The sequence below is a fragment of the Actinomycetospora lutea genome (assembly GCF_028737205.1).
In the GTDB taxonomy this organism is placed as follows: Bacteria; Actinomycetota; Actinomycetes; order Mycobacteriales; family Pseudonocardiaceae; genus Actinomycetospora; species Actinomycetospora lutea.
Genome location: NZ_JAQZAL010000017.1, coordinates 134,715 through 157,306 on the forward strand (window position 1 = coordinate 134,715; position 22,592 = coordinate 157,306).

The 22,592-nt window shown below is 75.3% G+C and carries 20 protein-coding genes and 1 pseudogene; 20 read left to right on the top strand and 1 reads right to left on the bottom strand.

All coding sequences use genetic code 11. The annotated features are described in order from the left end of the window. Nucleotides 1-135: 135 nt before the first annotated feature. From rpmI to pheT, 5 genes and pseudogenes are all read left to right on the top strand, one after another. A complete protein-coding gene (rpmI, locus tag PHK61_RS19440) occupies nt 136-333 on the top strand; it encodes a 50S ribosomal protein L35 (RefSeq protein WP_274282659.1) in 198 nt (65 codons plus the stop codon). Between the two features lie 73 nt (nt 334-406). Continuing rightward, a pseudogene (gene rplT / locus PHK61_RS19445) lies at nt 407-766 on the top strand (50S ribosomal protein L20); the annotation flags it as partial. A gap of 92 nt (nt 767-858) precedes the next feature. Further along, nucleotides 859-1,698 carry a TrmH family RNA methyltransferase gene (locus PHK61_RS19450; RefSeq protein WP_274282689.1) on the top strand — a complete coding sequence of 280 codons (840 nt, stop codon included), beginning with the start codon at nt 859-861 and terminating at the stop codon, nt 1,696-1,698. Between the two features lie 68 nt (nt 1,699-1,766). Continuing rightward, nucleotides 1,767-2,834: a phenylalanine--tRNA ligase subunit alpha gene (pheS, locus tag PHK61_RS19455; protein ID WP_274282660.1), complete on the top strand. Its 1,068-nt coding sequence runs from the start codon at nt 1,767-1,769 to the stop codon at nt 2,832-2,834. Between the two features lie 44 nt (nt 2,835-2,878). Beyond that, the gene (pheT, locus tag PHK61_RS19460) at nt 2,879-5,413 is read left to right on the top strand and encodes a phenylalanine--tRNA ligase subunit beta (protein ID WP_274282661.1); all 2,535 of its coding nucleotides are present in this window, start codon (nt 2,879-2,881) and stop codon (nt 5,411-5,413) included. Here the strand turns inward: pheT and PHK61_RS19465 are convergent. Continuing rightward, on the bottom strand, nt 5,410-5,955 hold the full coding sequence (locus tag PHK61_RS19465) for a TetR/AcrR family transcriptional regulator (protein WP_274282662.1): 546 nt from the start codon (nt 5,953-5,955) through the stop codon (nt 5,410-5,412). The two genes, pheT and PHK61_RS19465, sit on opposite strands and share 4 nt — an antisense overlap. Nucleotides 5,956-6,014: 59 nt before the next feature. Between PHK61_RS19465 and PHK61_RS19470 the strand changes: the two genes are divergently transcribed. From PHK61_RS19470 to tyrS, 15 genes are all read left to right on the top strand, one after another. Continuing rightward, nucleotides 6,015-6,812, top strand: a complete 798-nt coding sequence (locus tag PHK61_RS19470) for an alpha/beta hydrolase family protein (RefSeq protein ID WP_274282663.1) — start codon at nt 6,015-6,017, stop codon at nt 6,810-6,812. Next, nucleotides 6,809-7,888, top strand: coding sequence for a winged helix DNA-binding domain-containing protein (locus PHK61_RS19475; protein ID WP_274282664.1), 1,080 nt, complete (start codon nt 6,809-6,811; stop codon nt 7,886-7,888). Before PHK61_RS19470 ends, PHK61_RS19475 begins: the two co-directional genes overlap by 4 nt. A gap of 229 nt (nt 7,889-8,117) precedes the next feature. Further along, a complete protein-coding gene (locus tag PHK61_RS19480; protein ID WP_274282665.1) occupies nt 8,118-10,220 on the top strand; it encodes an FAD-dependent oxidoreductase in 2,103 nt (700 codons plus the stop codon). 29 nt (nt 10,221-10,249) lie between these two features. Continuing rightward, nucleotides 10,250-10,774, top strand: coding sequence for a hypothetical protein (locus tag PHK61_RS19485; RefSeq protein WP_274282666.1), 525 nt, complete (start codon nt 10,250-10,252; stop codon nt 10,772-10,774). Between the two features lie 39 nt (nt 10,775-10,813). Continuing rightward, on the top strand, nt 10,814-11,860 hold the full coding sequence (gene argC / locus PHK61_RS19490) for an N-acetyl-gamma-glutamyl-phosphate reductase (protein ID WP_274282690.1): 1,047 nt from the start codon (nt 10,814-10,816) through the stop codon (nt 11,858-11,860). After that, the gene (gene argJ, locus PHK61_RS19495; protein WP_274282667.1) at nt 11,857-13,017 is read left to right on the top strand and encodes a bifunctional glutamate N-acetyltransferase/amino-acid acetyltransferase ArgJ; all 1,161 of its coding nucleotides are present in this window, start codon (nt 11,857-11,859) and stop codon (nt 13,015-13,017) included. The genes argC and argJ overlap by 4 nt, the downstream gene beginning before the upstream one ends. Continuing rightward, nucleotides 13,014-13,940, top strand: coding sequence for an acetylglutamate kinase (argB, locus tag PHK61_RS19500; protein ID WP_274282668.1), 927 nt, complete (start codon nt 13,014-13,016; stop codon nt 13,938-13,940). Before argJ ends, argB begins: the two co-directional genes overlap by 4 nt. A gap of 2 nt (nt 13,941-13,942) precedes the next feature. Then, nucleotides 13,943-15,160 (top strand): acetylornithine transaminase, encoded by a 1,218-nt coding sequence (locus PHK61_RS19505; protein ID WP_274282669.1) that lies wholly within the window; start codon nt 13,943-13,945, stop codon nt 15,158-15,160. Further along, nucleotides 15,157-16,098 (top strand): ornithine carbamoyltransferase, encoded by a 942-nt coding sequence (gene argF / locus PHK61_RS19510; RefSeq protein WP_274282670.1) that lies wholly within the window; start codon nt 15,157-15,159, stop codon nt 16,096-16,098. The genes PHK61_RS19505 and argF overlap by 4 nt, the downstream gene beginning before the upstream one ends. Then, complete coding sequence (locus PHK61_RS19515; RefSeq protein WP_274282671.1) at nt 16,095-16,649, top strand: arginine repressor; 555 nt, start codon at nt 16,095-16,097, stop codon at nt 16,647-16,649. The genes argF and PHK61_RS19515 overlap by 4 nt, the downstream gene beginning before the upstream one ends. Next, nucleotides 16,646-17,854, top strand: coding sequence for an argininosuccinate synthase (locus PHK61_RS19520; protein ID WP_274282672.1), 1,209 nt, complete (start codon nt 16,646-16,648; stop codon nt 17,852-17,854). The genes PHK61_RS19515 and PHK61_RS19520 overlap by 4 nt, the downstream gene beginning before the upstream one ends. Beyond that, complete coding sequence (gene argH, locus PHK61_RS19525) at nt 17,851-19,281, top strand: argininosuccinate lyase (protein WP_274282673.1); 1,431 nt, start codon at nt 17,851-17,853, stop codon at nt 19,279-19,281. The genes PHK61_RS19520 and argH overlap by 4 nt, the downstream gene beginning before the upstream one ends. A gap of 39 nt (nt 19,282-19,320) precedes the next feature. Continuing rightward, nucleotides 19,321-20,274 carry a lytic transglycosylase domain-containing protein gene (locus tag PHK61_RS19530; protein ID WP_274282674.1) on the top strand — a complete coding sequence of 318 codons (954 nt, stop codon included), beginning with the start codon at nt 19,321-19,323 and terminating at the stop codon, nt 20,272-20,274. Nucleotides 20,275-20,306: 32 nt separating this feature from the next. Beyond that, nucleotides 20,307-20,930: a DNA-3-methyladenine glycosylase gene (locus tag PHK61_RS19535; RefSeq protein ID WP_274282675.1), complete on the top strand. Its 624-nt coding sequence runs from the start codon at nt 20,307-20,309 to the stop codon at nt 20,928-20,930. A 37-nt stretch (nt 20,931-20,967) separates the two neighbouring features. Next, nucleotides 20,968-22,251, top strand: a complete 1,284-nt coding sequence (tyrS, locus tag PHK61_RS19540) for a tyrosine--tRNA ligase (RefSeq protein WP_274282676.1) — start codon at nt 20,968-20,970, stop codon at nt 22,249-22,251. Nucleotides 22,252-22,592 lie beyond the last annotated feature (341 nt).

Sequence of the window (22,592 nt, forward strand, 5' to 3'; positions counted from 1 at the left end):
GGTTCCCGGGCGCCCGTACCGTCCTTCGTCAGAGGGGCGGGGCGGACGTCGACCACCCCGGCAGGAGACGGAGCGCAGCGGAGCTCGGCCACCGACTCCGGAGCACCCGATCCGCACGAGGAGCAAGGACAGGACATGCCGAAGAACAAGACGCACAGCGGCGCCAAGAAGCGCATCAAGGTGACCGGCACCGGCAAGCTGCTGCGCGAGAAGGCGGGCAAGCGCCACCTGCTGGAGAAGAAGTCCAGCCACAAGACCCGCGCGCTCTCCGGCAACGACGAGGTCGCGCCGCAGGACGCGAACCGCATGCGCCGCCTGCTCGGCGGGCGCTGAGCACCCTCACGCCCGCCCGACCCACCCCGGACGGATCACCTCCGCTCCCTGATCAGATCGAAGGCAGGACCACGTGGCACGCGTGAAGCGCGCGGTCAACGCGCAGAAGAAGCGTCGCACCACCCTGGAGATGGCCAGCGGCTACCGCGGTCAGCGCTCCCGGCTCTACCGCAAGGCCAAGGAGCAGACGCTCCACTCGCTGACCTACGCCTACCGCGACCGCAAGCAGCGCAAGGGCGACTTCCGGCAGCTCTGGATCACCCGCATCAACGCCGCGGCGCGCTCCAACGACATGACCTACAACCGGTTCATGCAGGGCCTCAAGCTCGCGGGCGTCGAGGTCGACCGCAAGAACCTCGCGGAGATCGCCGTGTCCGACCCGGCGGCGTTCACCGCGCTCGTCGAGGTCGCCCGTGCGGCGGTCCCCGCCGACAAGAACGGCTCGGACAAGAACGGCTCGGACAAGAGCGGCTCGGACAAGAACGGCTCGGGCAAGAACGCCTCGGGCAAGAACGAGGACGCCGCCTGAGCGAGCTCCTCACCGAACGCACGCCGCGCGTCGCAGCAGCCCGCAAGCTGCTGCGGCGCGCGTCGCGTTCCGGGGCCGGGCGGTTCCTCGTCGAGGGCGTCCGGCCGGTGCACGAAGCGCTCACGTGGGCCGGCGAGGCCGATGGATCCCGCGCACCCCGGGTGCACGACCTCTTCCTCACCGACGCCGTCGCCGACCGGGACCCGACGCTGGAGGACCGGGCGCGGGCGCTCGGGGTCCGCGTCGCCCGCGTCACCGAGAAGGCGGCCGCCGGGCTCTCGGACACCGTCACCCCGCAGCACGTGGTCGCGGTCTGCTCCACGGTCACCGTCGGGCTCGACGCGGCCCTCGGCGCCGCGCCCCGCCTGGTCACCGCGCTCGTCGGCGTCGCCGACCCGGGCAACGCCGGGACCGTCATCCGCACCAGCGACGCGGCCGGCGCCGACGCCGTCGTCCTGGCCGGTGACGGCAGGAACCAGCCTGTCGACCCGCACAACGGCAAGTGCGTGCGCTCGACGATGGGCAGCCTGTTCCACCTCCCGCTCGCGGTCTCGCGCGACGTCGACGCGGTCGTCGCCGCCCTGCGGGAGCGGGGGCTGACCCTGCTCGCGGCGGCCGGGGACGGCGAGACGGTCCTCGACGCGTCCGCCGACCCGCTGCTCGCCGCCCCCACGGCCTGGCTGTTCGGCAGCGAGGCCCACGGGCTCGACGACCGCACCGCCGCGCTCGCCGACCACCGGGTCCGCGTCCCGATCCACGGCCGCGCCGAGAGCCTCAACCTGGCGACGGCCGCCGCGGTCTGCCTGTACGCCTCGGCGCGGGCGCAGCACGCCTGACCGAACGCGTTCGACCTGCTCCGATACCATCGTCGGGCACCCGAGAGCCCCCAGGAGCGACGACCTCGATGTCCGGCACCAACGACCTCTACGACCCCAAGCAGGTCGCGGCGCTCGACCCCGAGACGCTCGACGCCGCCCGGGCGGACGCGTCCGCCGCGTTCGCCGGGGCCAGCACGCTCGAGGCGCTCACGGCGCTCAAGCCCGCGCACCTGGGCGACCGGTCGCCGGTGCTCACCGCGCGCCGGGAGATCGGGGCGCTGCCGCCGCAGGCGCGCTCGGAGTCCGGCAAGCGGGTCAACGAGGTCCGCGTGGCCATCCAGACCGCGTACGACGAGCGCCACGAGGTTCTCTCCGCCGAGCGCGACGAGCGGATGCTGGCCGAGGAGGCCGTCGACGTCACGCTGCCCGGCGACCGGCACCCGCGCGGCAGCCGCCACCCGCTGACCCAGCTCTCCGAGCGGATCGCCGACATCTTCGTCGCCATGGGCTACGAGGTCGCCGAGGGCCCCGAGGTCGAGTCGGAGTGGTTCAACTTCGACGCCCTGAACTTCCTGCCCGACCACCCGGCGCGCACGATGCAGGACACGTTCCACGTCGAGCCCGCGCCGGCCCGCCAGGTGCTGCGCACCCACACCTCGCCGGTGCAGATCCGCGCGCTGCTGGAGCGCGACCTGCCCGTCTACGTCGTGTGCCCGGGGCGCACGTTCCGCACCGACGAGCTCGACGCGACCCACACCCCGGTCTTCCACCAGATCGAGGGCCTGGCCATCGACAAGGGCCTGACCATGGCCCACCTCAAGGGCACCCTCGACGCGTTCGCGCGGGCGATGTTCGGCGAGGAGTCGACGATCCGCCTGCGGCCGTCGTACTTCCCGTTCACCGAGCCCTCGGCCGAGCCCGACGTCTGGTTCCCGCAGAAGAAGGGCGGCGCCGGCTGGGTCGAGTGGGGCGGCTGCGGGATGGTCGACCCGAACGTGCTGCGCGCCTGCGGCGTCGACCCCGACGTCTACTCCGGCTTCGCCTTCGGGATGGGCCTCGAGCGCACGCTGATGTTCCGCAACGGCCTGCCCGACATGCGCGACATGGTCGAGGGCGACGTGCGGTTCACCTCGGCCTTCGCCGTCGAGCCCTAGCCGACGCCCGTCCCGTATCCCGCTCCAGAAAGGCCCGGTCAGCCGTGCGCGTCCCCGTCTCGTGGCTCCTCGAGCACGTCGACCTGCCCTCCGAGGAGCCGTCCGCCGACGCCGTCGGTGAGGCGCTCATCCGGGTGGGTCTCGAGGTCGAGGACGTCGTCGCCGTCCCGACCACCACCGGCCCGCTCGTCGTCGGCCGCGTCGCGAGCGTCGAGGAGCTCACCGAGTTCAAGAAGCCGATCCGGTACTGCCGGGTCGACGTGGGCGCGGAGCACAACGACGCCGAGGGCGAGGGCGCGGGCACCCGGGGCATCGTCTGCGGCGCCACCAACTTCGCCGAGGGTGACCTCGTCGTCGTGGCCCTGCCCGGCGTGGTGCTGCCCGGCGACTTCGCGATCGCCGCGCGCACGACCTACGGCCACGTCTCCGACGGCATGATCTGCGCCCTCGACGAGCTCGGCCTCGGCGACGACCACAGCGGCATCCTCGTGCTGCCGCCCGGCACGGCCGACCCCGGCGACGACGCCGCGGAGCTGCTCGGGCTGGGCGACGCGGTGCTCGACATCGCCGTCACACCCGACCGCGGCTACTGCCTCTCCGTGCGCGGCCTGGCCCGCGAGCTCGCCGGCGCCCTCGACGCGCCGTACGGCGACCCGGCGCTCCTGGGCCACGACCTGCCCGCCGCGGACGGGGACGCCTGGCCGGTCCGGCTCGACCCGTCGTCGCAGTGCCGGCGCTTCGTCGCCCGGCGCGTCACCGGCCTCGACCCGACCGCGCCCTCGCCGTGGTGGCTGCGCCGCCGGCTGCTGCTCTGCGGGGTCCGCCCGATCTCCCTGGCCGTCGACGTCACGAACTACGTGATGCTCGAGCTGGGCCAGCCGATGCACGCCTACGACGCCGCCACGGTGACCGGCGACGTCGTCGTCCGGCGCGCCGCCGCCGACGAGAAGATCACGACGCTGGACGACGCCCAGCGCGCCCTCGACGTCGACGACGTCGTCGTCACCGACGACTCCGGGCCGATCGGGCTCGCGGGCGTGATGGGCGGCGCGAGCACGGAGGTCGGCGCCGGGACCTCGGACGTCCTGCTCGAGGCCGCCACGTGGGACGCGCCGTCGGTGGCCCGCGCGGCGCGCCGCCACCGCCTGCCCAGCGAGGCCGCCCGCCGCTTCGAGCGCGAGGTCGACCCCGCGGTCGCGCGCGCCGCCACCGACCGCGCCGCCTGGCTGCTCGCCAACTACGGCGGGGCGACGGTGGCGCCGGGCGTCACCGACGAGGGCCCCTTCTCCGATCCGGTGCCCGCTCCCGAGCCCGTCGTCATGGCGCTCGACCTGCCCGACCGCGTGGCCGGCACGCGCTACGAGCGCGGGGCCGTGGTGCGCCGGCTCTCGCAGATCGGGTGCGCGGTCGAGGTCGCCGGCGCCGACCCGGGCGACGGCGGCGGCGCCGGCCTGCGGGCCGTGCCCCCGACCTGGCGCCCCGACCTCACGCGCCCGGCCGACCTCGTCGAGGAGGTCCTGCGGCTCGAGGGCTACGCCGGCATCCCGTCGGAGCTGCCCGCCGCACATCCGGGCACCGGCCTCACGCTGGCCCAGCGCCGGCGCCGTCAGGTGTCGCGGGCCCTCGCCGACGCCGGCTACGACGAGGTGCTCCCCTCGCCGTTCGTCGCGCCCGCGGTGTTCGACGCGTTCGGCCTCGACGCCGACGACGACCGCCGCCACGCCCTGCGCCTGGCGAACCCGCTCGACGCCGACCGGTCGCTGATGGCCACCACGCTGCTGCCGGGCCTGCTCGACGCGGTGGTCCGCAACGTCTCGCGCGGGCTGCGCGACCTCGCGCTCTACCAGGTCGGGCAGGTGGTGCGCCCCGGTGCGGGCGACCCGCCCGCGGCGCCCGTGCTGCCCGTGGACGCCCGCCCCGACGACGCCGCGATCGCCTCGGTGCTCGCGGGCCTGCCCGCCCAGCCGCTGCGGGTCGGTGCGGTGCTCGCCGGCGCGTGGGAGCGCGCGGGCTGGTGGGGACCCGGGCGGCCTGCCGACTGGGCCGACGCGATCGAGGCCGCCCGCGTGGTGGGCCGCGTGTACGGCGCGGAGCTCACGGTGTCCGCCGACGTGCACGCGCCCTGGCACCCGGGGCGCTGCGCGGCGCTGCGGTACGGCGACACGCTGGTCGGCCACGCGGGCGAGCTGCACCCGAAGGTCCTCGAGGCCCTCGGCCTGCCCGCGCGGACCTGCGCCATGGAGGTCGAGCTCGACCGGCTCCCGCTCGCCGAGGACCGCCCGGTGCCCGCCGTGTCGTCGTTCCCGCCGGTGCTGCTCGACGTGGCCCTGGTGCTCGACGAGACCGTGCCCGCCGCCTCGGTGGTCTCCGCGCTGCGCGACGGCGGCGGCGACCTCGTCGAGGACGTGCGCCTGTTCGACGTCTACGCCGGCCCGCAGGTGGGCGAGGGCAAGCGCTCGCTCGCCTTCGCCCTGCGCCTGCGCGCCCCCGACCGCACGCTCACCCTCGAGGAGGCGTCCGCCCGGCGGGACGCGGCCGTCGAGACGGCCTCCGAGCGGGTCGGCGCGCGGCTGCGCTAACCCACCGCGCCGCGGAGCAGCCAGTCCAGGGTGACCTCCAGGTCGGCGCGCAGCTCGGCCGTGCCCAGCGGCGCGTCGGCCGTCGCGAGCGCGGCGTAGCCCAGCGTGCTGACGATGAGGGCGCGGACCACCCGGCCCGCCGCCTCGTCGACGCCCAGACGGGCGAGCAGGACGACCATCGCCTCGCCCAGCGCGCGGGCGTGCGGCCCGCGCGCACCCTGGCGCGCGAGGTAGAGCGGCACGAGGTCGGCGTGCCGCCCGAGCAGGTCGAACGTCGCCAGCATGGTCCCGCGCAGCCCGGCGACCGGGTCGGCGTCCGGCGCCGGGGGAGCGAGCGCGCCGAGCAGGTCGTCGAGCAGCGCGTCGACCAGGGCGTCCTTGTCCGTGACGTGGCTGTAGAGGGCGTTCGGGGCGACGCCGAGCTCGCCCGCGACCGAGCGCATCGAGAGCCCGGGCAGTCCGCGCTCGGCGAACACCGTCCTCGCCGCGGCGAGGACCGCGTCGTGGGTCAGTCCGGCACGCTGACCGGGGGTCCGGGACATGGACGAACTGTACACCGTCCAGTATGCTGGACACCGTACAGTTGGTGAGAGGAGCTCCCATGGCCGAGACCGGGACCGCAGCCGGTGTGCCCTTCCTCGTCGTGCCGCCGGAGGGCGGGCCGCGGGCCGACGCGCCGGTCGTCGTCGGCTGGCACCTCATGGACGCGCCGCGCAGCGAGGCGGCCTTCGCGGCGGCGCTGCCGCTGGCGGGCCTCGACGCCTGGCGCGTCTATCTCTGCCTGCCGAAGATGGGCGCGCGCCTGCCCGCGGGCGGCATGGACGAGCTCATGGCGCTCGGCTACGAGGACGCGGTCGTGCTCATGCACGGGCCGGTCAACGCCGAGGCCGCCGACGAGTTCGACGGCGCGCTGACCGCCCTGCGCGAGCGGTTCGGGATCGAGGGTCCGCTCGGCCTGTTCGGGGGCTCGGCGGGGGCCGGGGTCGCGCTCGAGGTCACCACGCGCCGCGACGACGTCACGGCGCTCGTCGCCGTCAGCCCGCTCGTGCAGCTGCGGCCGGTGGTCGCGACGCTCGGCAAGCTCTTCGGGGTCGACTACCGGTGGGGCCCGGAGTCCGACGCGGTCGCCGACCGCATGGACTACGTCGCGCGGGTCGCCGAGCTCGGCACCACGCCGGTGCGCTTCGTCGTGGGTTCCGAGGACGAGCCCACCGCCTTCCTCGAGCCCACCCGGGAACTCGTGGCGGGCGCGCGCGGGCCGGCGGACCTCGTCGTGATCCAGGGGATGGGGCACGCGCTGGCCGAGGAGCCGGGCCTCGAGCCGGCGCCGCAGACGCCGCACGCCGCCGAGGTCGACGCCCACGCCGTCGCGTGGTTCCGGCAGCATCTGGGCGCATGAGCGGGCGACGGGTCTCCGAGGTCGGCCTGCTGCGGTTGGTATCGCTCGGGCTCGTCAGCCCGGACAGCGACGACGTCGCCGGGGTGGTCCGCCACCTCGGCGCCGTCCAGGCCCAGGACCTCCCCGGCGCGCTCACGTCGCTGGCCCTGCGGACGCGGAGCCGCTCGCGCGCGGCCGTGGTGGCGGCGTGCGACGCCGGCACGGTCGTGCGCAGCTGGCCGATGCGCGGGACGCTGCACTGCGTGCCGGCCGAGGACCTCGGCTGGATGCTCCCGCTCGGCACGGTGCGTCCACGGGTCCAGGCGGCGCGCCGCCGCGGCGAGCTGGGGCTCACCGACGCGGACGTCGAGCGGGCCGGCGAGCTGGCCCTCGGCGCCGTGCCGGCCACCCGCGAGGCGCTGTTCGCGGTCTGGGAGCGGGCGGGCCTCGATCCGGTGAAGGGTCGCGGCTACCACCTGCTCGGCGCGCTCGCGGCCGACGGGGTGCTGTGCTTCGGGCCCTTCGACCACGGAGACGACGCGGAGCGGGGCGCGACCACGGAGAAGCTCGAGCCCGTCATCGTCGACGTCGCGCGGTGGATCCCCGCGCCCCGGCGGCTGGAGCGCGACGAGGCGCTGGGGGAGTGGGCGCGGCGGTACTTCCGCTCGCACGGCCCCGCGACGCGCGCCGACTTCGCGCGCTGGACGAACATCCCCGCCGCCGACGTCGACGTCGGCCTCGCGCTGGTCCGCCCCGAACTCGCGAGCCTGGACGTCGACGGCACCGACTACCTCATGGACCCGGCGGTGCCCGACCTCCTCGCGGCGCGCCGCCGGCAGGCCCTGGGCGTGCACCTGCTGCCCGGCTTCGACGAGTTCGTGCTCGGCTACGGCCGCCGCGACGACGTCCTCGAGCCCGAGCACCTCGACCGGATCGTCCCCGGGGGCAACGGGGTGTTCCGGGCGACCGTCGTCCACCGCGGCCGGATCGTGGGGACGTGGGCGGCGCCCCGGGGTCGCCTGGAGGTCGCGCCGTTCGGCACCCTCGACGAGCGCACCGAGGCCGCGGTCGGGCGGGCGCACGCCCGGCTCCCCTGAGGACCGTTCGTCGCCGTTCCTGAGAGCCCGGCGGTCCGTTCGTCGTCCGTTCGGGCGATCCCCCGACCGGTGACCGCGCCGCGGGGCGCCGTGACCGGCCGGCGGCGCGTCGCGCTCTCAGGTGCGCCCCTCGCCATGATCCGTCTCCGTAGCGTGACCTGGTCGTGACCCGGAGGCTCCCCTCCGTCCGGGCCGGCCGCCTCGACCCCGATCAGCGAGGAGCTCCTGCATGTCCAGCGCGCCCGACGAGCCGCCCCTTCCCGAGGGCGCGGCAGGCTCCGACAGCTCCGGGAGCGCCTGGGCGACCACGGACTTCGTGGTCGGGCGCGGCGTGCTGCTGGTCATCGGCCCGATCATCGTCGCGCTGTTCTGGGTGTTCGGGGCGCTGCCCGCCTGGGGCGCCGCGGCGCTCGGCGGCTTCCTGTGCGTCGTCGCGGTGGTCTTCCTCGCCCGGCTCCGGTCGCGCGAGACCGGCGAGGCTGCCGAAGGCGCGCGCGTGCTCGTCGTCGGCGGCGGCTACGCGGGGCTCGTCGCCGCGCGGGCCCTGCAGGCCCGCCTGCCCGGCGGCACCCGGGGTGGCCGCCACCTCGGCCCCGGCGCCGCCACGTCCGGCATCGCCGGCATCACGGTGGTCGACCCCCAGGCGCACATGACCTACCAGCCGTTCCTCCCCGAGGCCTCGGCCGGCGCGATCGAGCCGCGTCACCTCACCGTCCCGCTGCGCAAGGCCCTGCGCCGCTGCGACGTGATCACCGGCTCGGTCGCCGCGGTGGACGACGCCCAGCGCCGCGCGGTGGTCAGCCTGCCCGACGGCGGCACCCGCGAGATCGGCTACGACGTCCTCGTGGTGGCCCCCGGCACGTCGCCCCGGCGCCTGCCGATCCCCGGCCTCGCGGACCGGGCGCTGCCGTTCCGCTCGGTCACCGACGCCCTGGCCCTGCGCGAGCACGTCCTGTCCCGGCTGGACGCGGCGGCGTCGACCACCGACCCGGGCGAGCGCCGCCGCCTGCTGACCTTCACCGTGATCGGCGGCGGGTTCGCGGGGCTCGAGGTGCTCGGCGAGCTCGAGGACATGACGCGCCGGGCCGCGAAGCACCAGCCCGGCTACGTCGCCGAGGAGATCCAGTGGGTGCTCCTCGAGGCGGCCGGGCGGATCATGCCCGAGGTCAGCCCGGCGCTCGCCGCCCGCGTGCACGCCCAGCTGCTGCGCCGCGGGATCGAGGTCCGGGTCGGCGCGAAGATCACCTCGGCGCACGGCGGGACCGTCGTGCTCGCCGGCGGCCCCACCTTCCGCACCGACACGATCGTCGTCGCCGCGGGCTCCGTGCCGAACCCGCTGCTCGAGCGCACCGACCTGCCCCTGGACCCGCGCGGGCGCGTGCGCTGCGCGACGACCCTGCAGGTCCGGGACCGGGCGCACGTGTTCACCGCCGGCGACTGCGCCGCGGTCCCCGACGTGACCGTGCCGGTCCCGCGCGAGGGCGAGCCGATCACCACGGCGCCGACGGCCCAGCACGCGGTGCGCCAGGCGCGCCTGCTCGCCCGCAACATCGACGCGTTCCTCGCCGGCCGGCTGCTCCGCGGCTACCGGCACAAGAACTCCGGGGCCGTGGCCGGTCTGGGCCGCCGGCGCGGTGCGGCCCAGATCGGCCCGCTGCGCCTGACGGGCTGGCCGGCGTTCGTGCTGCACCGCGCCTACCACCTGTGGGCCATGCCGACCGCGGACCGCACCGTGCGGATCGCCCTCGACTGGCTGGTCTCCGGGCTCCTCGGCCGCGACCTCGTCGCCGTCGGGCGCCGTGACGCCGCCCCGCTGCCCGACACCGACGCCCCGCCGACGGTCGTGCCGCCCGCCGAGGTCGAGGAGCAGGTCGCCGGCCCCCAGACGCCCCTCGACCCCCCGACCGGGGCCACGCCGGTGCCGACCTCGGGCCCGATCCCGACCCCGACCTGGGGCGCCGACCCGTCCGTCACGGGGCCCCGGCGCGCCACCCCGACCCCGGAGCCGACGCCGTCGAGCGCGACCGACTCGCAGGGCATCCCGGCCCTGCAGATCGCGGCGGCCCAGTCCGGCGGCATCCCGGCGGTGCGCGACCCGCACCCGTCGTACCCCTTCGCCGAGCCGTTCCCCGCGGGCTCGTTCTCCGCGGAGTTCGCGTCGGACTTCTCGTCGTTCGGCGGGCCGAGCGACACCGGGTCCTTCCGCGAGCCGCACCCGTCGTTCCCGTCCACCCCGCGGGAGAGCGAGCGCGCGGCCGACGGCCCCCGCGCGCCGTACCCGTCCACGAGCCGCCCGCGCCACTCCCGGGGCGAGGACCGCTCCCGCCAGTAATCGCTGGACCGGCGTGGTCGCATGGCCCCGTGCACGTCGCGTTCTCGAAGCGTCCCGACGGCGGGTCGCTCGCGCTGATCGACCGGGACGACGGTGTGCGGCTGCGTCTGCGCTCCTACGAGCGGACCGGCGACGTCCCGCACGACGCCGTCCACCTCGTCGGCGAGCGCGCGCTGGGCATCACCGAGGGGCTCTGGGGCTCGATCGCGGCCGGCGCGCTGTTCGAGAGCATCGAGGTCGTCGCCGGCAAGCAGCGCCACGACCGCCGGCAGCGCTCCGACGCCGTGCGCCGGGCCAACGCCGACGGGTTGCGGCTCGCCGAGACCGTGGTCGGCGTGCTGCAGCAGAGCGTCGACCGCGACGGCCCGGCGACGACGGCGGCCCTGGACGCGGCGTGGGGCATCACGGCCACCGGGTCCAGCCCGTTCACGACCGCCCGGGTGGCGATCGCGGTGCAGGAGCTCCGCGCGCTGCGGGACCGCTGGCGACTCCTCGGCCCGGAGGAGACGATCCCGTACACCTGGCCGCGCCCGCGCCGGGAGAGGCGCCGTTGATCACCTCGGTTGCATGGATTTTCGAAGGGGCGCATACTCATACGTATGCGCGTCGCGGTCGCCGGAGCCAGCGGGTACGTCGGGGGTGAGGTCCTGCGCCTCGCCCTCGGCCATCCCGAGGTCGAGATCGGGGCGGTGACGGCGGGCGAGTCCGCGGGCACCACCCTCGGGGCCCACCAGCCCCACCTGCCCACGCTCGCCGACCGGACGATCGCCGAGACGACACCCGAGCAGCTCGCGGGGCACGACGTGGTGTTCCTCGCGCTGCCCCACGGGCGCTCGGCGGAGCTGGCCGCGCAGCTCGGGAGGGCGGACGGCACCACCGACACCCTCGTCGTCGACTGCGGCGCCGACCACCGGCTCACCGACCCCGCCGCCTGGCAGCGCTGGTACGGCGGCGAGCACGCCGGCGCCTGGCCCTACGGCCTGCCCGAGCTGCCGGGCGCCCGCGAACGGCTGCGGAACAGCAGGCGCATCGCCGTCCCCGGCTGCTACCCGACCGCGAGCACCCTCGCGGCGTTCCCCGCGGTCGCCGCCGGGCTCGTGGAGCCCGACGTCGGCATCGTCGCGTTCTCCGGCACGTCCGGCGCCGGCAAGGCCGCCAAGGCGCACCTGCTCGGCTCCGAGGTGATGGGCTCGGCCACCGCGTACGGCGTCGGCGGCGGGCACCGGCACACCCCCGAGATCGTCCAGAACCTCGCCACCGTCAGCCCCGAGCCGGTGCGGGTCTCCTTCACCCCGGTGCTCGCCCCCATGCCGCGCGGCATCCTCGCGGTCGCCAGCGCCCCGCTGGCCGACGACGGTGTCACCGAGGAGCAGGCCCGCGAGGTCTACGCCAAGGCCTACGACGCCGAGCCGTTCGTGCACCTGCTGCCCGCCGGCGTCCAGCCGCAGACCAAGTCGGTCGTGGGCTCGAACAGCGTGCAGATCCAGGTCGTCGTCGACCCCGACGCCGGCCGCCTCGTCGTCACCGCCGTCATCGACAACCTCACCAAGGGCACGGCCGGCGGCGCGTTCCAGTCGGTCAACCTGGCCCTCGGCCTCGACGAGACCCTCGGTCTCCCGACCACCGGGGTCAGCCCGTGAGCGTCACCGCCCCGCAGGGCTTCCGGGCCGCCGGCGTCCGGGCGGGCATCCGCTCGCATGGCGAGCGCCCCGACGTCGCCCTCGTCGTCAACGACGGCCCCCAGCAGGTCGCGGCCGGCGTGTTCACCCGCAACCAGGTCAAGGCCGCGCCGGTGCTGTGGTCGCAGCAGGTGCTCGTGGAGCAGCACCTGCGCGCCGTCGTGCTCAACGCCGGCGGCGCCAACGCCTGCACCGGGCCCGACGGCTTCGGCGACACCCACCGGACCGCCGAGAAGGTCGCCGACGTCCTGGGCTGCGGCGCCATCGAGGTCGGCGTCTGCTCCACGGGCCTCATCGGCGAGCGCCTGCCGATCGAGAAGCTGCTCGCCGGGGTCGAGGACGCCGCCGGGCAGCTCGCCGACGGCGAGGACGCGGGCACCCGCGCCGCCACCGCCGTGCTGACCACCGACACCGTCGACAAGCAGTCCGCGGTCGGCCGCCACGGGTGGACGGTCGGCGGATTCGCCAAGGGCGCCGGGATGATGGCGCCGAGCCTCGCGACGATGCTGGTCGTGATCACCACGGACGCCCTCGTCGGCGCCGACCAGGCGGACGCCGCCCTGCGGGCGGCCACGGCGCGGACCTTCGACCGCCTCGACATCGACGGCTCCATGAGCACCAACGACACCGTGCTGCTGCTCGCGTCCGGCGCCTCCGGGGTCGAGGCCGACGCCGACGCGTTCACCGAGGTCCTCACCGAGGTGTGCGCCGACCTCGCGCGGGGCCTGCAGGCCGACGCCGAGGGCGTCACCAAGCGGATCGCGGTCACCGTCAGCGGGGCCCGCGACGACCGCGACGCCCTCGTCGCCGCCCGCACCGTCGCTCGCGACAGCCTGGTCAAGACCGCGCTCTTCGGCTCCGACCCGAACTGGGGCCGGATCGCCGCGGCGGTCGGGGCGAGCGAGGCGGCGGTCGAGCCCGGGACGCTGAGCGTGACCGTCAACGGCGTCCTGCTCTGCGCGGCCGCGGCCGCGGTCGGCGACCGCCACGATGCCGACCTCTCGGGCCCGGAGGTCACCGTCGAGGTCGACCTCGGCCTCGGGGACGGGACCGCCACCGTCCTCACGACCGACCTCTCGCACGCCTACGTCGAAGAGAACAGCGCCTACTCCTCGTGACGACCTCCATCCCGGTTCCCCCCGACGTCCCGGACCGCTACCAGGACGCCGCCGCCAAGGCGGGCGTCCTCGCCGAGGCGCTGCCCTGGCTGCAGCGCTTCCAGGACGCGGTCGTCGTCGTGAAGTACGGCGGCAACGCCATGACCGACGACGCCCTGCGCCGCGCCTTCGCCGAGGACATGGTCTTCCTGCGCCTCGCCGGCATCCGGCCGGTCGTCGTGCACGGCGGCGGCCCGCAGATCACCAGCATGCTCACCCGCCTCGGGATGGAGGGCGAGTTCCGCGGCGGTCTGCGCGTCACCACCCCCGAGACGATGGACGTCGTGCGGATGGTCCTCGTCGGCCAGGTCGGCCGCGAGCTGGTCGGGCTGATCAACGCCCACGGCCCCTACGCCGTCGGCCTCTCGGGCGAGGACGCGCGCCTGTTCACCGCGGCCCGGCGCACCGCGACCGTCGACGGCGAGCAGGTCGACGTCGGCCTGGTCGGCGACGTCGTCGAGGTCGACCCGGCCGCCGTGCTCGACCTCGTCGCCGGCGGGCGCATCCCGGTCGTGTCGACCGTCGCGCCCGACGTCGACGGCGTCGTGCACAACGTCAACGCCGACACCGCCGCGGCGGCGCTCGCCGAGGCGCTGGGCGCGCGCAAGCTCGTCGTGCTCACCGACGTCGAGGGGCTCTACACCGCCTGGCCGGACCGCTCGAGCCTGCGCTCGCAGATCGACGACGCCGAGCTGGCGGCGCTCCTGCCGTCCCTGTCCAGCGGGATGATCCCGAAGATGGAGGCCTGCCTGCGGGCGGTGCAGGGCGGCGTGCCCCGGGCGCACGTCATCGACGGACGGGTGGCGCACTCGGTGCTGCTCGAGGTGTTCACCAGCGCGGGGGTCGGGACGATGGTCGTCCCGGCCGACGGGAAGGAGGCCTAGACATGACCGTCACGAGCGAGGACCTCCGGACCCGATGGGTCTCGACGTTCATGGACAACTACGGCACCCCGCCGATCAGCATCGTGCGTGGCGAGGGCGCGCGGGTGTGGGACGCCGACGGCCGCGAGTACCTCGACCTGCTCGGCGGCATCGCCGTGAACTTCCTCGGCCACGCCCACCCGGCGATCGTCGAGGCCGTGTCCACGCAGGTCGCGACCCTCGGGCACACGTCGAACCTCGTCATCAACCCGGTCGCGGTCGATCTCGCCGAGCGCCTGCTGGGTCTGCTCGGTGCCGAGTCGATCTCCGGTGGGGGCCGGGTGCTGCTGTGCAACTCGGGCGCCGAGGCCAACGAGGCCGCCCTGAAGATCACCCGCCGCACCGGACGCACGAAGGTGATCGCCACCGAGGGCGGCTTCCACGGCCGCACGATGGGCGCGCTCGCGCTCACCGGGCAGCCGGCCAAGCGCGAGCCGTTCGAGCCGCTGGTGCCGGGCGTCGAGTTCGTGCCCTACGGCGACACCGAGGCCCTGCGCGCCGCGGTCGACGGCGAGACCGCCGCGGTGTTCCTCGAGCCGATCCAGGGCGAGGCCGGCGTCGTGGTCCCGCCCGAGGGCTACCTGCAGGCGGCCCGCGAGATCACCCTCGAGCACGGCGCGCTGCTCGTGCTCGACGAGGTGCAGACCGGCACCGGGCGCACCGGCGTCTGGTTCGCCCACCAGCGTTCGGGGATCACCCCGGACGTCGTCACCCTGGCCAAGGGCCTCGGCGGCGGCCTGCCGATCGGCGCCTGCATCGGGCTCGGCGCGGCGGGCGACCTGCTCGGGCCCGGCCAGCACGGCACGACGTTCGGCGGCAACCCGATCGCCTGCGCGGCCGCGCTCGCCGTCCTCGACACGATCACCGCCGACGGTCTGCTCGACCGCGCCGAGGAGATCGGCAAGGACCTCGGCCGCCGCATCGGCGAGCTCGACCACCCGCTGGTCGCGGGCGTCGACGCCGCCGGCCTGCTCATCGGCGTGGCGCTGCGCGAGCCGGTGTCCACCCAGGTCACCGCCGCCGCGCGCGACGCCGGCTACCTCATCAACAATGCGGTGCCGGGCCGGCTGCGGCTCGCCCCGCCCGCGGTCGTCTCCGACGCCCAGCTCGACGGTTTCGTCGCTGCGCTGCCCGAGGTGCTCGACCAGGGTGCCGCGGCGGCCGAGGCGGCAGGGTCGTGACGACCTCGGTGAACACGCGGGTCCGGCACCTGCTGCGCGACGACGACCTCACCCCGGCCGAGCAGTCCGAGGTGCTCGAGCTCGCCGCGACGATGAAGGCCGACCCGTTCGGGCAGCGCCCGCTCGCGGGCCCGCGCGCCGTCGCGGTGGTCTTCGACAAGAGCTCCACCCGCACGCGGGTCTCGTTCGAGGTCGGCATCGCCGCGCTCGGCGGCACCCCGGTGATGATCGACGGCCGGGACGCCCAGCTCGGGCGCGGCGAGACGATCGCCGACACGGCCCGGGTGCTCTCGCGCTACGTCGAGGCGATCGTCTGGCGCACGAGCAGCGATGACCGCATCCAGGAGATGGCCCACCACGCGACCGTCCCCGTGATCAACGCGCTGACCGACGGCTTCCACCCCTGCCAGGTCCTCGCCGACCTGCAGACCATCGGCGAGCGCCAGGGCGGCACCGCGGGCCGGACGCTGACCTACCTCGGCGACGGGGCCAACAACATGGCGCAGTCGCTGCTGCTCGGCGGGGCCACCGCCGGCATGCACGTGCGGGTCGCGGCGCCGACGGGGTTCACGCCGAGCGACGCGGTGGTCGACGCGGCCCGGGCGCGGGCCACGGACACGGGCGGGTCGGTCACGGTCACCGACGACCCGGGCGCCGCCGAGGGCGCCGACGTGCTCGTCACCGACACCTGGACCTCCATGGGCCAGGAGTCCGACGGGCGCGACCGCGCGGTGCTCGCCCCGTACCGGCTGGACGCGGCGGCGGTCGTCCGGGCGCGCCCGGACGTCACCGTCCTGCACTGCCTGCCCGCGCACCGCGGGGAGGAGATCACCGCCGAGGTCATCGACGGGCCCGCCTCGGCGGTCTGGGACGAGGCCGAGAACCGCCTGCACGCGCAGAAGGCCGTGCTGACGTGGCTGGTGGAGCGGTCGCGGTGACCGAGACCAGGGGAGTGACGTCGCGGGCGGCGCGCCAGGCGCGCATCGTCGCCCTGCTCACCGACCGCGACGTGCACAGCCAGGCCGAGCTGGCGGCCCTGCTGGCGTCCGAGGGCGTCGAGGTCACCCAGGCGACGCTCTCGCGCGACCTCGACGAGCTCGGCGCGGTGAAGCTGCGCGGCGTCGACGGCGGCGTCGGGCGCTACGTGGTGCCCGACGACGGGAGCCCCGTGCGCGGGGTCGTGGGGGGCACCGACAGACTGACCAGGCTGCTCGGCGAGCTGCTGGTCTCCACCGACCACTCCGGCAACCTCGCGGTGCTGCGCACCCCGCCCGGAGCCGCGCACTACCTGGCCAGCGCGCTGGACCGTGCGGCGCTGGCCGAGGTGGTCGGATGCATCGCCGGCGACGACACGGTGTTCGTCGTCGCCCGCGAGCCCCTCGACGGGGCGGACCTCGCAGCCCGGCTGCGGACCCTGAGCACCAGGACGACGGCGCGGTCGTCCACCGCACACCAGAACGTGGACGAGCAGGAAGAGGGAGAGCAGTGAGCGAGCGGATCGTGCTGGCGTACTCCGGGGGTCTCGACACCTCGGTCGCCATCGGCTGGATCGCCGAGGAGACCGGGCGCGAGGTCGTCGCGGTGGCCGTCGACGTGGGGCAGGGCGGGGAGGACCTCGAGGTCATCCGCAAGCGGGCCCTGGACTGCGGCGCGGTCGAGGCCGCCGTCGCCGACGCGCGCGACGAGTTCGCCGAGGGCTTCTGCCTGCCGGCGCTGCGTGCCAACGCGCTCTACATGGAGCGCTACCCGCTGGTCTCGGCCCTGTCGCGGCCGCTGATCGTCAAGCACCTCGCCGAGGCCGCCCGCGCCCACGGCGCCTCGACGGTCGCGCACGGCTGCACCGGCAAGGGCAACGACCAGGTCCGCTTCGAGGTCGGCGTGGGAGCGCTCGCCCCGGACCTCGACGTCATCGCGCCGGTCCGCGACTTCGCCTGGACCCGCGAGAAGGCGATCGCCTGGGCCGAGGAGCGCTCGCTGCCGATCGACGTCAACAAGCGCTCGCCCTATTCGATCGACCAGAACGTCTGGGGCCGCGCGGTCGAGACCGGCTTCCTCGAGGACATCTGGAACGGGCCGATCGAGGACGTCTACGCCTACACCGCGAACCCCGCGGAGCCCCGCGAGGCCGACGAGGTGGTCGTCGGCTTCGAGGCCGGCGTCCCGGTGACGATCGACGGCCAGAAGGTCTCGGTGCTGCAGGCGATCGAGCAGCTCAACCAGCGCGCCGGCGCCCAGGGCATCGGGCGGCTCGACATGGTCGAGGACCGCCTGGTCGGCATCAAGAGCCGCGAGGTCTACGAGGCCCCCGGCGCGATCGCGCTGATCACCGCGCACCAGGAGCTGGAGAACGTCACCGTCGAGCGCGAGCAGGCGCGGTTCAAGCGCCAGGTCGAGCAGCGCTGGGGCGAGCTGGTCTACGACGGCCTGTGGTTCTCGCCGCTGCGCCGCAGCCTCGACGCCTTCGTCGACTCCACCCAGGAGCACGTGACCGGCGAGATCCGCATGACCCTGCACGGCGGCCGCGCGGTCCCGACGGGCCGGCGCAGCGCCCAGTCGCTCTACGACTTCAACCTCGCCACCTACGACGAGGGCGACCTGTTCGACCAGTCGCTGGCCAAGGGCTTCGTGCAGCTCTGGGGCCTGCCGTCGAAGATCGCCGCACGTCGGGATCTGGCAAAGCGCGACCAGCAGTGACGTCCTCGGAGGGGTCCGCCCTCTGGGGCGGACGGTTCGCGTCCGGCCCGGACGCCGTGATGGCGGCGCTGTCCAAGTCGACGCAGTTCGACTGGGTGCTCGCGCCCTACGACATCGCCGGCTCCCGCGCCCACGCGCGGGTGCTGCACGGCGCCGGGCTGCTCACCGACTCCCAGCTCGACGCGATGCTCGACGCCCTGCGCCGGCTCGCCGACGACGTCGCGTCCGGGGCGTTCCAGCCCGCCCCGGACGACGAGGACGTGCACACCGCCCTCGAGCGCGGGCTGATCGAGCGGGCGGGGGAGGACGTCGGCGGCCGGCTGCGCGCCGGGCGCTCCCGCAACGACCAGATCGCCACCCAGCTGCGGATGTGGCTGCGCGACGAGCTGCGCTCGGTCGTGCGCGGCCTGGCGGGCGTGGTCGACGCGCTGCTCATCCAGACGCGGGCGCACCCCGAGGCCGTGATGCCGGGGCGCACGCACCTGCAGCACGCCCAGCCGGTGCTGCTCGCCCACCACCTCGGCGCGCACGCCCAGGCCCTGCTGCGCGACGTCGGCCGGTGCCGTGACCTCGACCGGCGGCTCGCGTACTCGCCGTACGGGTCGGGCGCGCTGGCCGGGACGTCGCTGGGCCTCGACCCGGCCGCGGTGGCCCACGACCTCGGGTTCGTCGACGCCGTCGACAACTCGATCGACGGCACGGCGTCGCGCGACCTGGCCGCCGAGGGCGCGTACGTGCTGGCCCAGATCGCGGTGGACCTCTCGCGGATCGCCGAGGAGGTCATCCTCTGGGCCACCGCCGAGTTCGGGTACGTGACGCTCGCGGACGCCTGGTCGACCGGGTCGTCGATCATGCCGCAGAAGAAGAACCCGGACGTCGCCGAGCTCGCGCGCGGCAAGGCGGGGCGGCTCGTCGGCAACCTCGCGGGGCTCATGACCACGCTCAAGGCGCTTCCGCTGGCCTACAACCGGGACCTCCAGGAGGACAAGGAGCCCCTGTTCGACTCGGCGGCCCAGCTCGCGATGGTGCTCCCGGCGATGGCCGGGATGATCAGGACGCTGACGTTCCACACCGACCGCCTCGCCGCGCTCGCCCCGGCCGGCTTCACCCTGGCCACCGACCTCGCCGAGTGGCTGGTACGCCAGGGCGTCCCGTTCCGGCGGGCGCACGCGGCGGCGGGCGCCTGCGTGCGGGCCGCCGAGGAACGCGGGGTCGGGCTCGACGAGCTCACCGACGACGAGCTCGCCGGGTGCGACCCGGCGCTGACCCCCGACGTGCGCGCGGTCCTCACCGTCGCCGGGTCGATCGCCTCGCGCGACGCCCACGGCGGCACCGCCCCGAAGCGGGTGGCCGAGCAGCTCGACCGCGTGTTCGGTGCCGCCATCGAGGCGCACGCCTGGGCCGGTCGGCCGGTGGAGCGGCGCTGACCTCGTCCGTGTCGCGGCCCGGGTACTAGCGTGGATCTCGTGCGCGCAGTGCCGGGCCGCCGGGTGGTCGTCGCCCTGGTCGTGCTGGCGATCGGGGCCGGCTGTGCCGACGCGCCGTCGCCGGCGGCCGTCCCGGCGCCCGCCCCCGTCCCGGCCCCCGTCCCGGCCCCCGCCACGGCGGACGCCGGCGCCGCGATCGGCCCGCACGGACCGTCGGTCCCGGAGGAACCGGGGGCGCTGGCCCGCGTGCTCGAGGACACGCAGGCCACGATCGCCGACCCCGCCCGCACGCCCGGGGACGTCGCGGCCGCGGCGCGCACCGCCCAGGTCGCGCACGAGGAGCTCGCCTTCCGTCCGGAACGCCTGCCGCCCGTCCTCGCCGCCCTGTCGCCGCGGGTCCGGGAGAGCACCGAGCGCATCGTCGGGGCCGGCCGCGAGCTCCTGTCCATGGCGAAGCGCGGGCCCGGCGACATGCTCCCGGCCTGGCGGATCGCCGCCCCGCTCCCGCCGGGCGAGCTGCGCGCGGTGTACGCCGAGGCGCAGGACCGCTTCGGGGTGCCGTGGACGGTGCTCGCCGCGGTGAACCTCGTCGAGAGCCGGATGGGCCGGATCGCGTCGCACTCGGAGGCCGGGGCGCGGGGGCCGATGCAGTTCATGCCGAGCACGTGGGCGAGCTACGGGCTCGGCGGGGACGTCACCGACCCGCACGACGCGGTCCTCGGCGCCGCGAACTACCTGCGGGCCAACGGCGGCGACACCGAGGCCGGCCTCGACCGGGCGCTTCAGCGCTACAACGACGACGACCGCTACGTCCGCGCCGTGCGCGCCTACGCGGCGGTGATGCAGGCCGACGAGCGCGCCTACCTTGGCTTCCACGCCTGGGAGGTCTACTTCCGCACCACGGCCGGCCGCGTGCACCTGCCCGTCGGGTACGACGAGGCGGAACCGGTCCCCGCGGTCGCCTACCTGGCCCGAACGGGGGCGCCGCGCTGAGCGCCGGTCCCGGCGGGGCAGGATCACCGCCGATGCTGCTCGACCGCGCGGCGCTCGCCGACGACGTGCTCCCGGCCGCCCGCCGCCTGCTCGGGTGCGAGCTGGCGGCCGACACCCCGCAGGGCGAGGTGCGGGTCCGTCTCGTGGAGGTCGAGGCCTACCGGGGTGACGACGACCCCGGGTCCCACTGCTACCGCGGCAAGACGCCCCGCAACGAGGTCATGTGGGGCCCGGCGGGGCACCTGTACGTCTACTTCGTCTACGGCATGCACTTCTGCGCGAACATCGTCTGCCGGCAGGACGGGGTCGCCGGCGCGGTCCTCGTGCGGGCGGGGGAGGTGCTCTCCGACGTCGGTGCTGCCCACGCCCGCCGCCCCACCGCCCGGGGCCGCGACGCCGAGCTGGCGAAGGGGCCGGCCCGGCTGTGCGCCCTGCTCGGGCTCGAGCGCGAGCACAACGGCGTCGACGTGCTCGCCCCGTCCTCGCCGGTGCGCCTGTACGCCGGGACCCCGGTCCAGGACGCCGACATCCGCACCGGCCCCCGCGTCGGCGTGGCCGCGGGCCAGGAACGACCGTGGCGGTTCTGGGCCGCCGGGTCGCGGGCCGTGACCCCGTACAAGGCCGGGCGCGCCCGGCTCGAGGGTCCGGACTGGTGATCGCGGCCACACGGATCCCGGCTGCCAGACTGGACGCGTGACCGAGCTGCACATCCTCGACGACCTCGCCTGGCGGGGCCTCATCGCCCAGAGCACCGATCTCGACGCGCTGCGCCGCGACCTCGACGCGGGGATGGTCACCCTCTATTCCGGCATCGACCCGACCGCGCCGAGCGCGCACATCGGGCACCTGCTGCAGTGGCTCACGCTCGCCCGCTTCCAGCAGGCCGGCCATCGGCCGATCGCCCTGGTCGGCGGTGCCACCGGCCTGATCGGCGACCCGAAGCCCACCTCGGAGCGCAGCCTCAACGACCGCGACGTCGTCGCCGGGTGGGTCGACAAGCTCGGGGCGCAGCTGCGGCCGTTCCTCGACTTCTCGTCCCGTGCCCCCAACGCGGCGCTGCTCGTCAACAACCTCGACTGGACCGAGGGCCTGTCGGCGCTGGACTTCCTGCGCGACGTCGGCAAGCACTTCCGCGTGGGCCGGATGCTGGCCAAGGAGGCCGTGAGCCGGCGGATGGAGTCCGACGAGGGCATCAGCTATGCCGAGTTCTCCTACCAGCTGCTGCAGTCCTACGACTTCCTCGAGCTCTTCCGCCGCTACGGATGCACGATGCAGACCGGCGGCAGCGACCAGTGGGGCAACCTCACGGCGGGCACCGACCTCGTCCACCGCGTCGAGGGGCGGTCGCTGCACGCCCTCGGCACCCCGCTGATCACGAAGGCCGACGGCACGAAGTTCGGCAAGACCGAGAGCGGCACGGTGTGGCTCGACCGCGAGCTGACGAGCCCGTACGCCTTCTACCAGTTCTGGATCCAGGCCGAGGACGCGATGGTCGGCACGTACCTGCGCGCCTTCACCTGGCTCTCGCACGAGGAGATCGCCGAGCTGGAGCGGCTGACCGAGGAGAAGCCGCAGGCGCGGGAGGCCCAGCGCGCGCTCGCCCGGGCGGTGACCGCGCTGGTGCACGGCGAGGAGGAGGTGGCCCGCGCGGAGGCCGCGAGCCGCGCGCTGTTCGGGCGCGGGGAGCTCGCGGAGCTCGACGCCGACACGCTGGCGGCCGCGATGGCGGAGATCCCGTCGTACACCGCGACGCGCTCCGAGCGCCCGACGATCGTCGACCTCCTCGTGGGCAGCGGCCTGTCCACGGGCCGGGGTGCCGCGCGCCGGACGATCGCCGAGGGCGGGGCGTACGTGAACAACGCCAAGGTCGAGTCGGAGGAGTGGGAGCCGGCCGACGCCGACCTCCTGCACGGGCGCTGGCTCGTCCTGCGACGGGGCAAGCGCAACGCCGCGGGCGTCGAGCTCGCGGCCACCTGACCGGGGCGCCGGGCGTTTCGGCTGGCCATCGGTCGGGCACCTTGCTTGACCAGCGCCGACGCGCTGATCGACCCCCCCCGGTGCAGGGCAGGTTTCCGGCGTGTGTAGAGTTCACGCCATCGCAAGGAACGGGGTTGCCTCCGGGCCCTGCGAACAACTAAGTTAGGAGCTTCGCCCTCCGGAAGGCCTCACTCGGTGAGTGGGTGGTACGGTGGTGTGGTTGTCCTTTGAGAACTCAACAGTGTGCTGATTGTTTGGTGTGTTTGTCCTCGTCGGCATGGCGCCTTTTGTGGGTGTGGTGTCGTTGGGGTTTCTTTGGGTGGCCTGGTCCTTGTTTGCCA

Excerpts from the sequence above, each read along its gene's own strand:
- rpmI (WP_274282659.1), top strand. The coding sequence starts at position 136 with ATGCCGAAGAACAAGACGCACAGCGGCGCCAAGAAGCGCATCAAGGTG.
- pheS (WP_274282660.1), top strand. The coding sequence starts at position 1,767 with ATGTCCGGCACCAACGACCTCTACGACCCCAAGCAGGTCGCGGCGCTC.
- PHK61_RS19465 (WP_274282662.1), bottom strand. The coding sequence starts at position 5,955 with ATGTCCCGGACCCCCGGTCAGCGTGCCGGACTGACCCACGACGCGGTC.
- PHK61_RS19470 (WP_274282663.1), top strand. The coding sequence starts at position 6,015 with ATGGCCGAGACCGGGACCGCAGCCGGTGTGCCCTTCCTCGTCGTGCCG.
- PHK61_RS19475 (WP_274282664.1), top strand. The coding sequence starts at position 6,809 with ATGAGCGGGCGACGGGTCTCCGAGGTCGGCCTGCTGCGGTTGGTATCG.
- PHK61_RS19480 (WP_274282665.1), top strand. The coding sequence starts at position 8,118 with ATGTCCAGCGCGCCCGACGAGCCGCCCCTTCCCGAGGGCGCGGCAGGC.
- PHK61_RS19505 (WP_274282669.1), top strand. The coding sequence starts at position 13,943 with ATGACCGTCACGAGCGAGGACCTCCGGACCCGATGGGTCTCGACGTTC.
- PHK61_RS19535 (WP_274282675.1), top strand. The coding sequence starts at position 20,307 with ATGCTGCTCGACCGCGCGGCGCTCGCCGACGACGTGCTCCCGGCCGCC.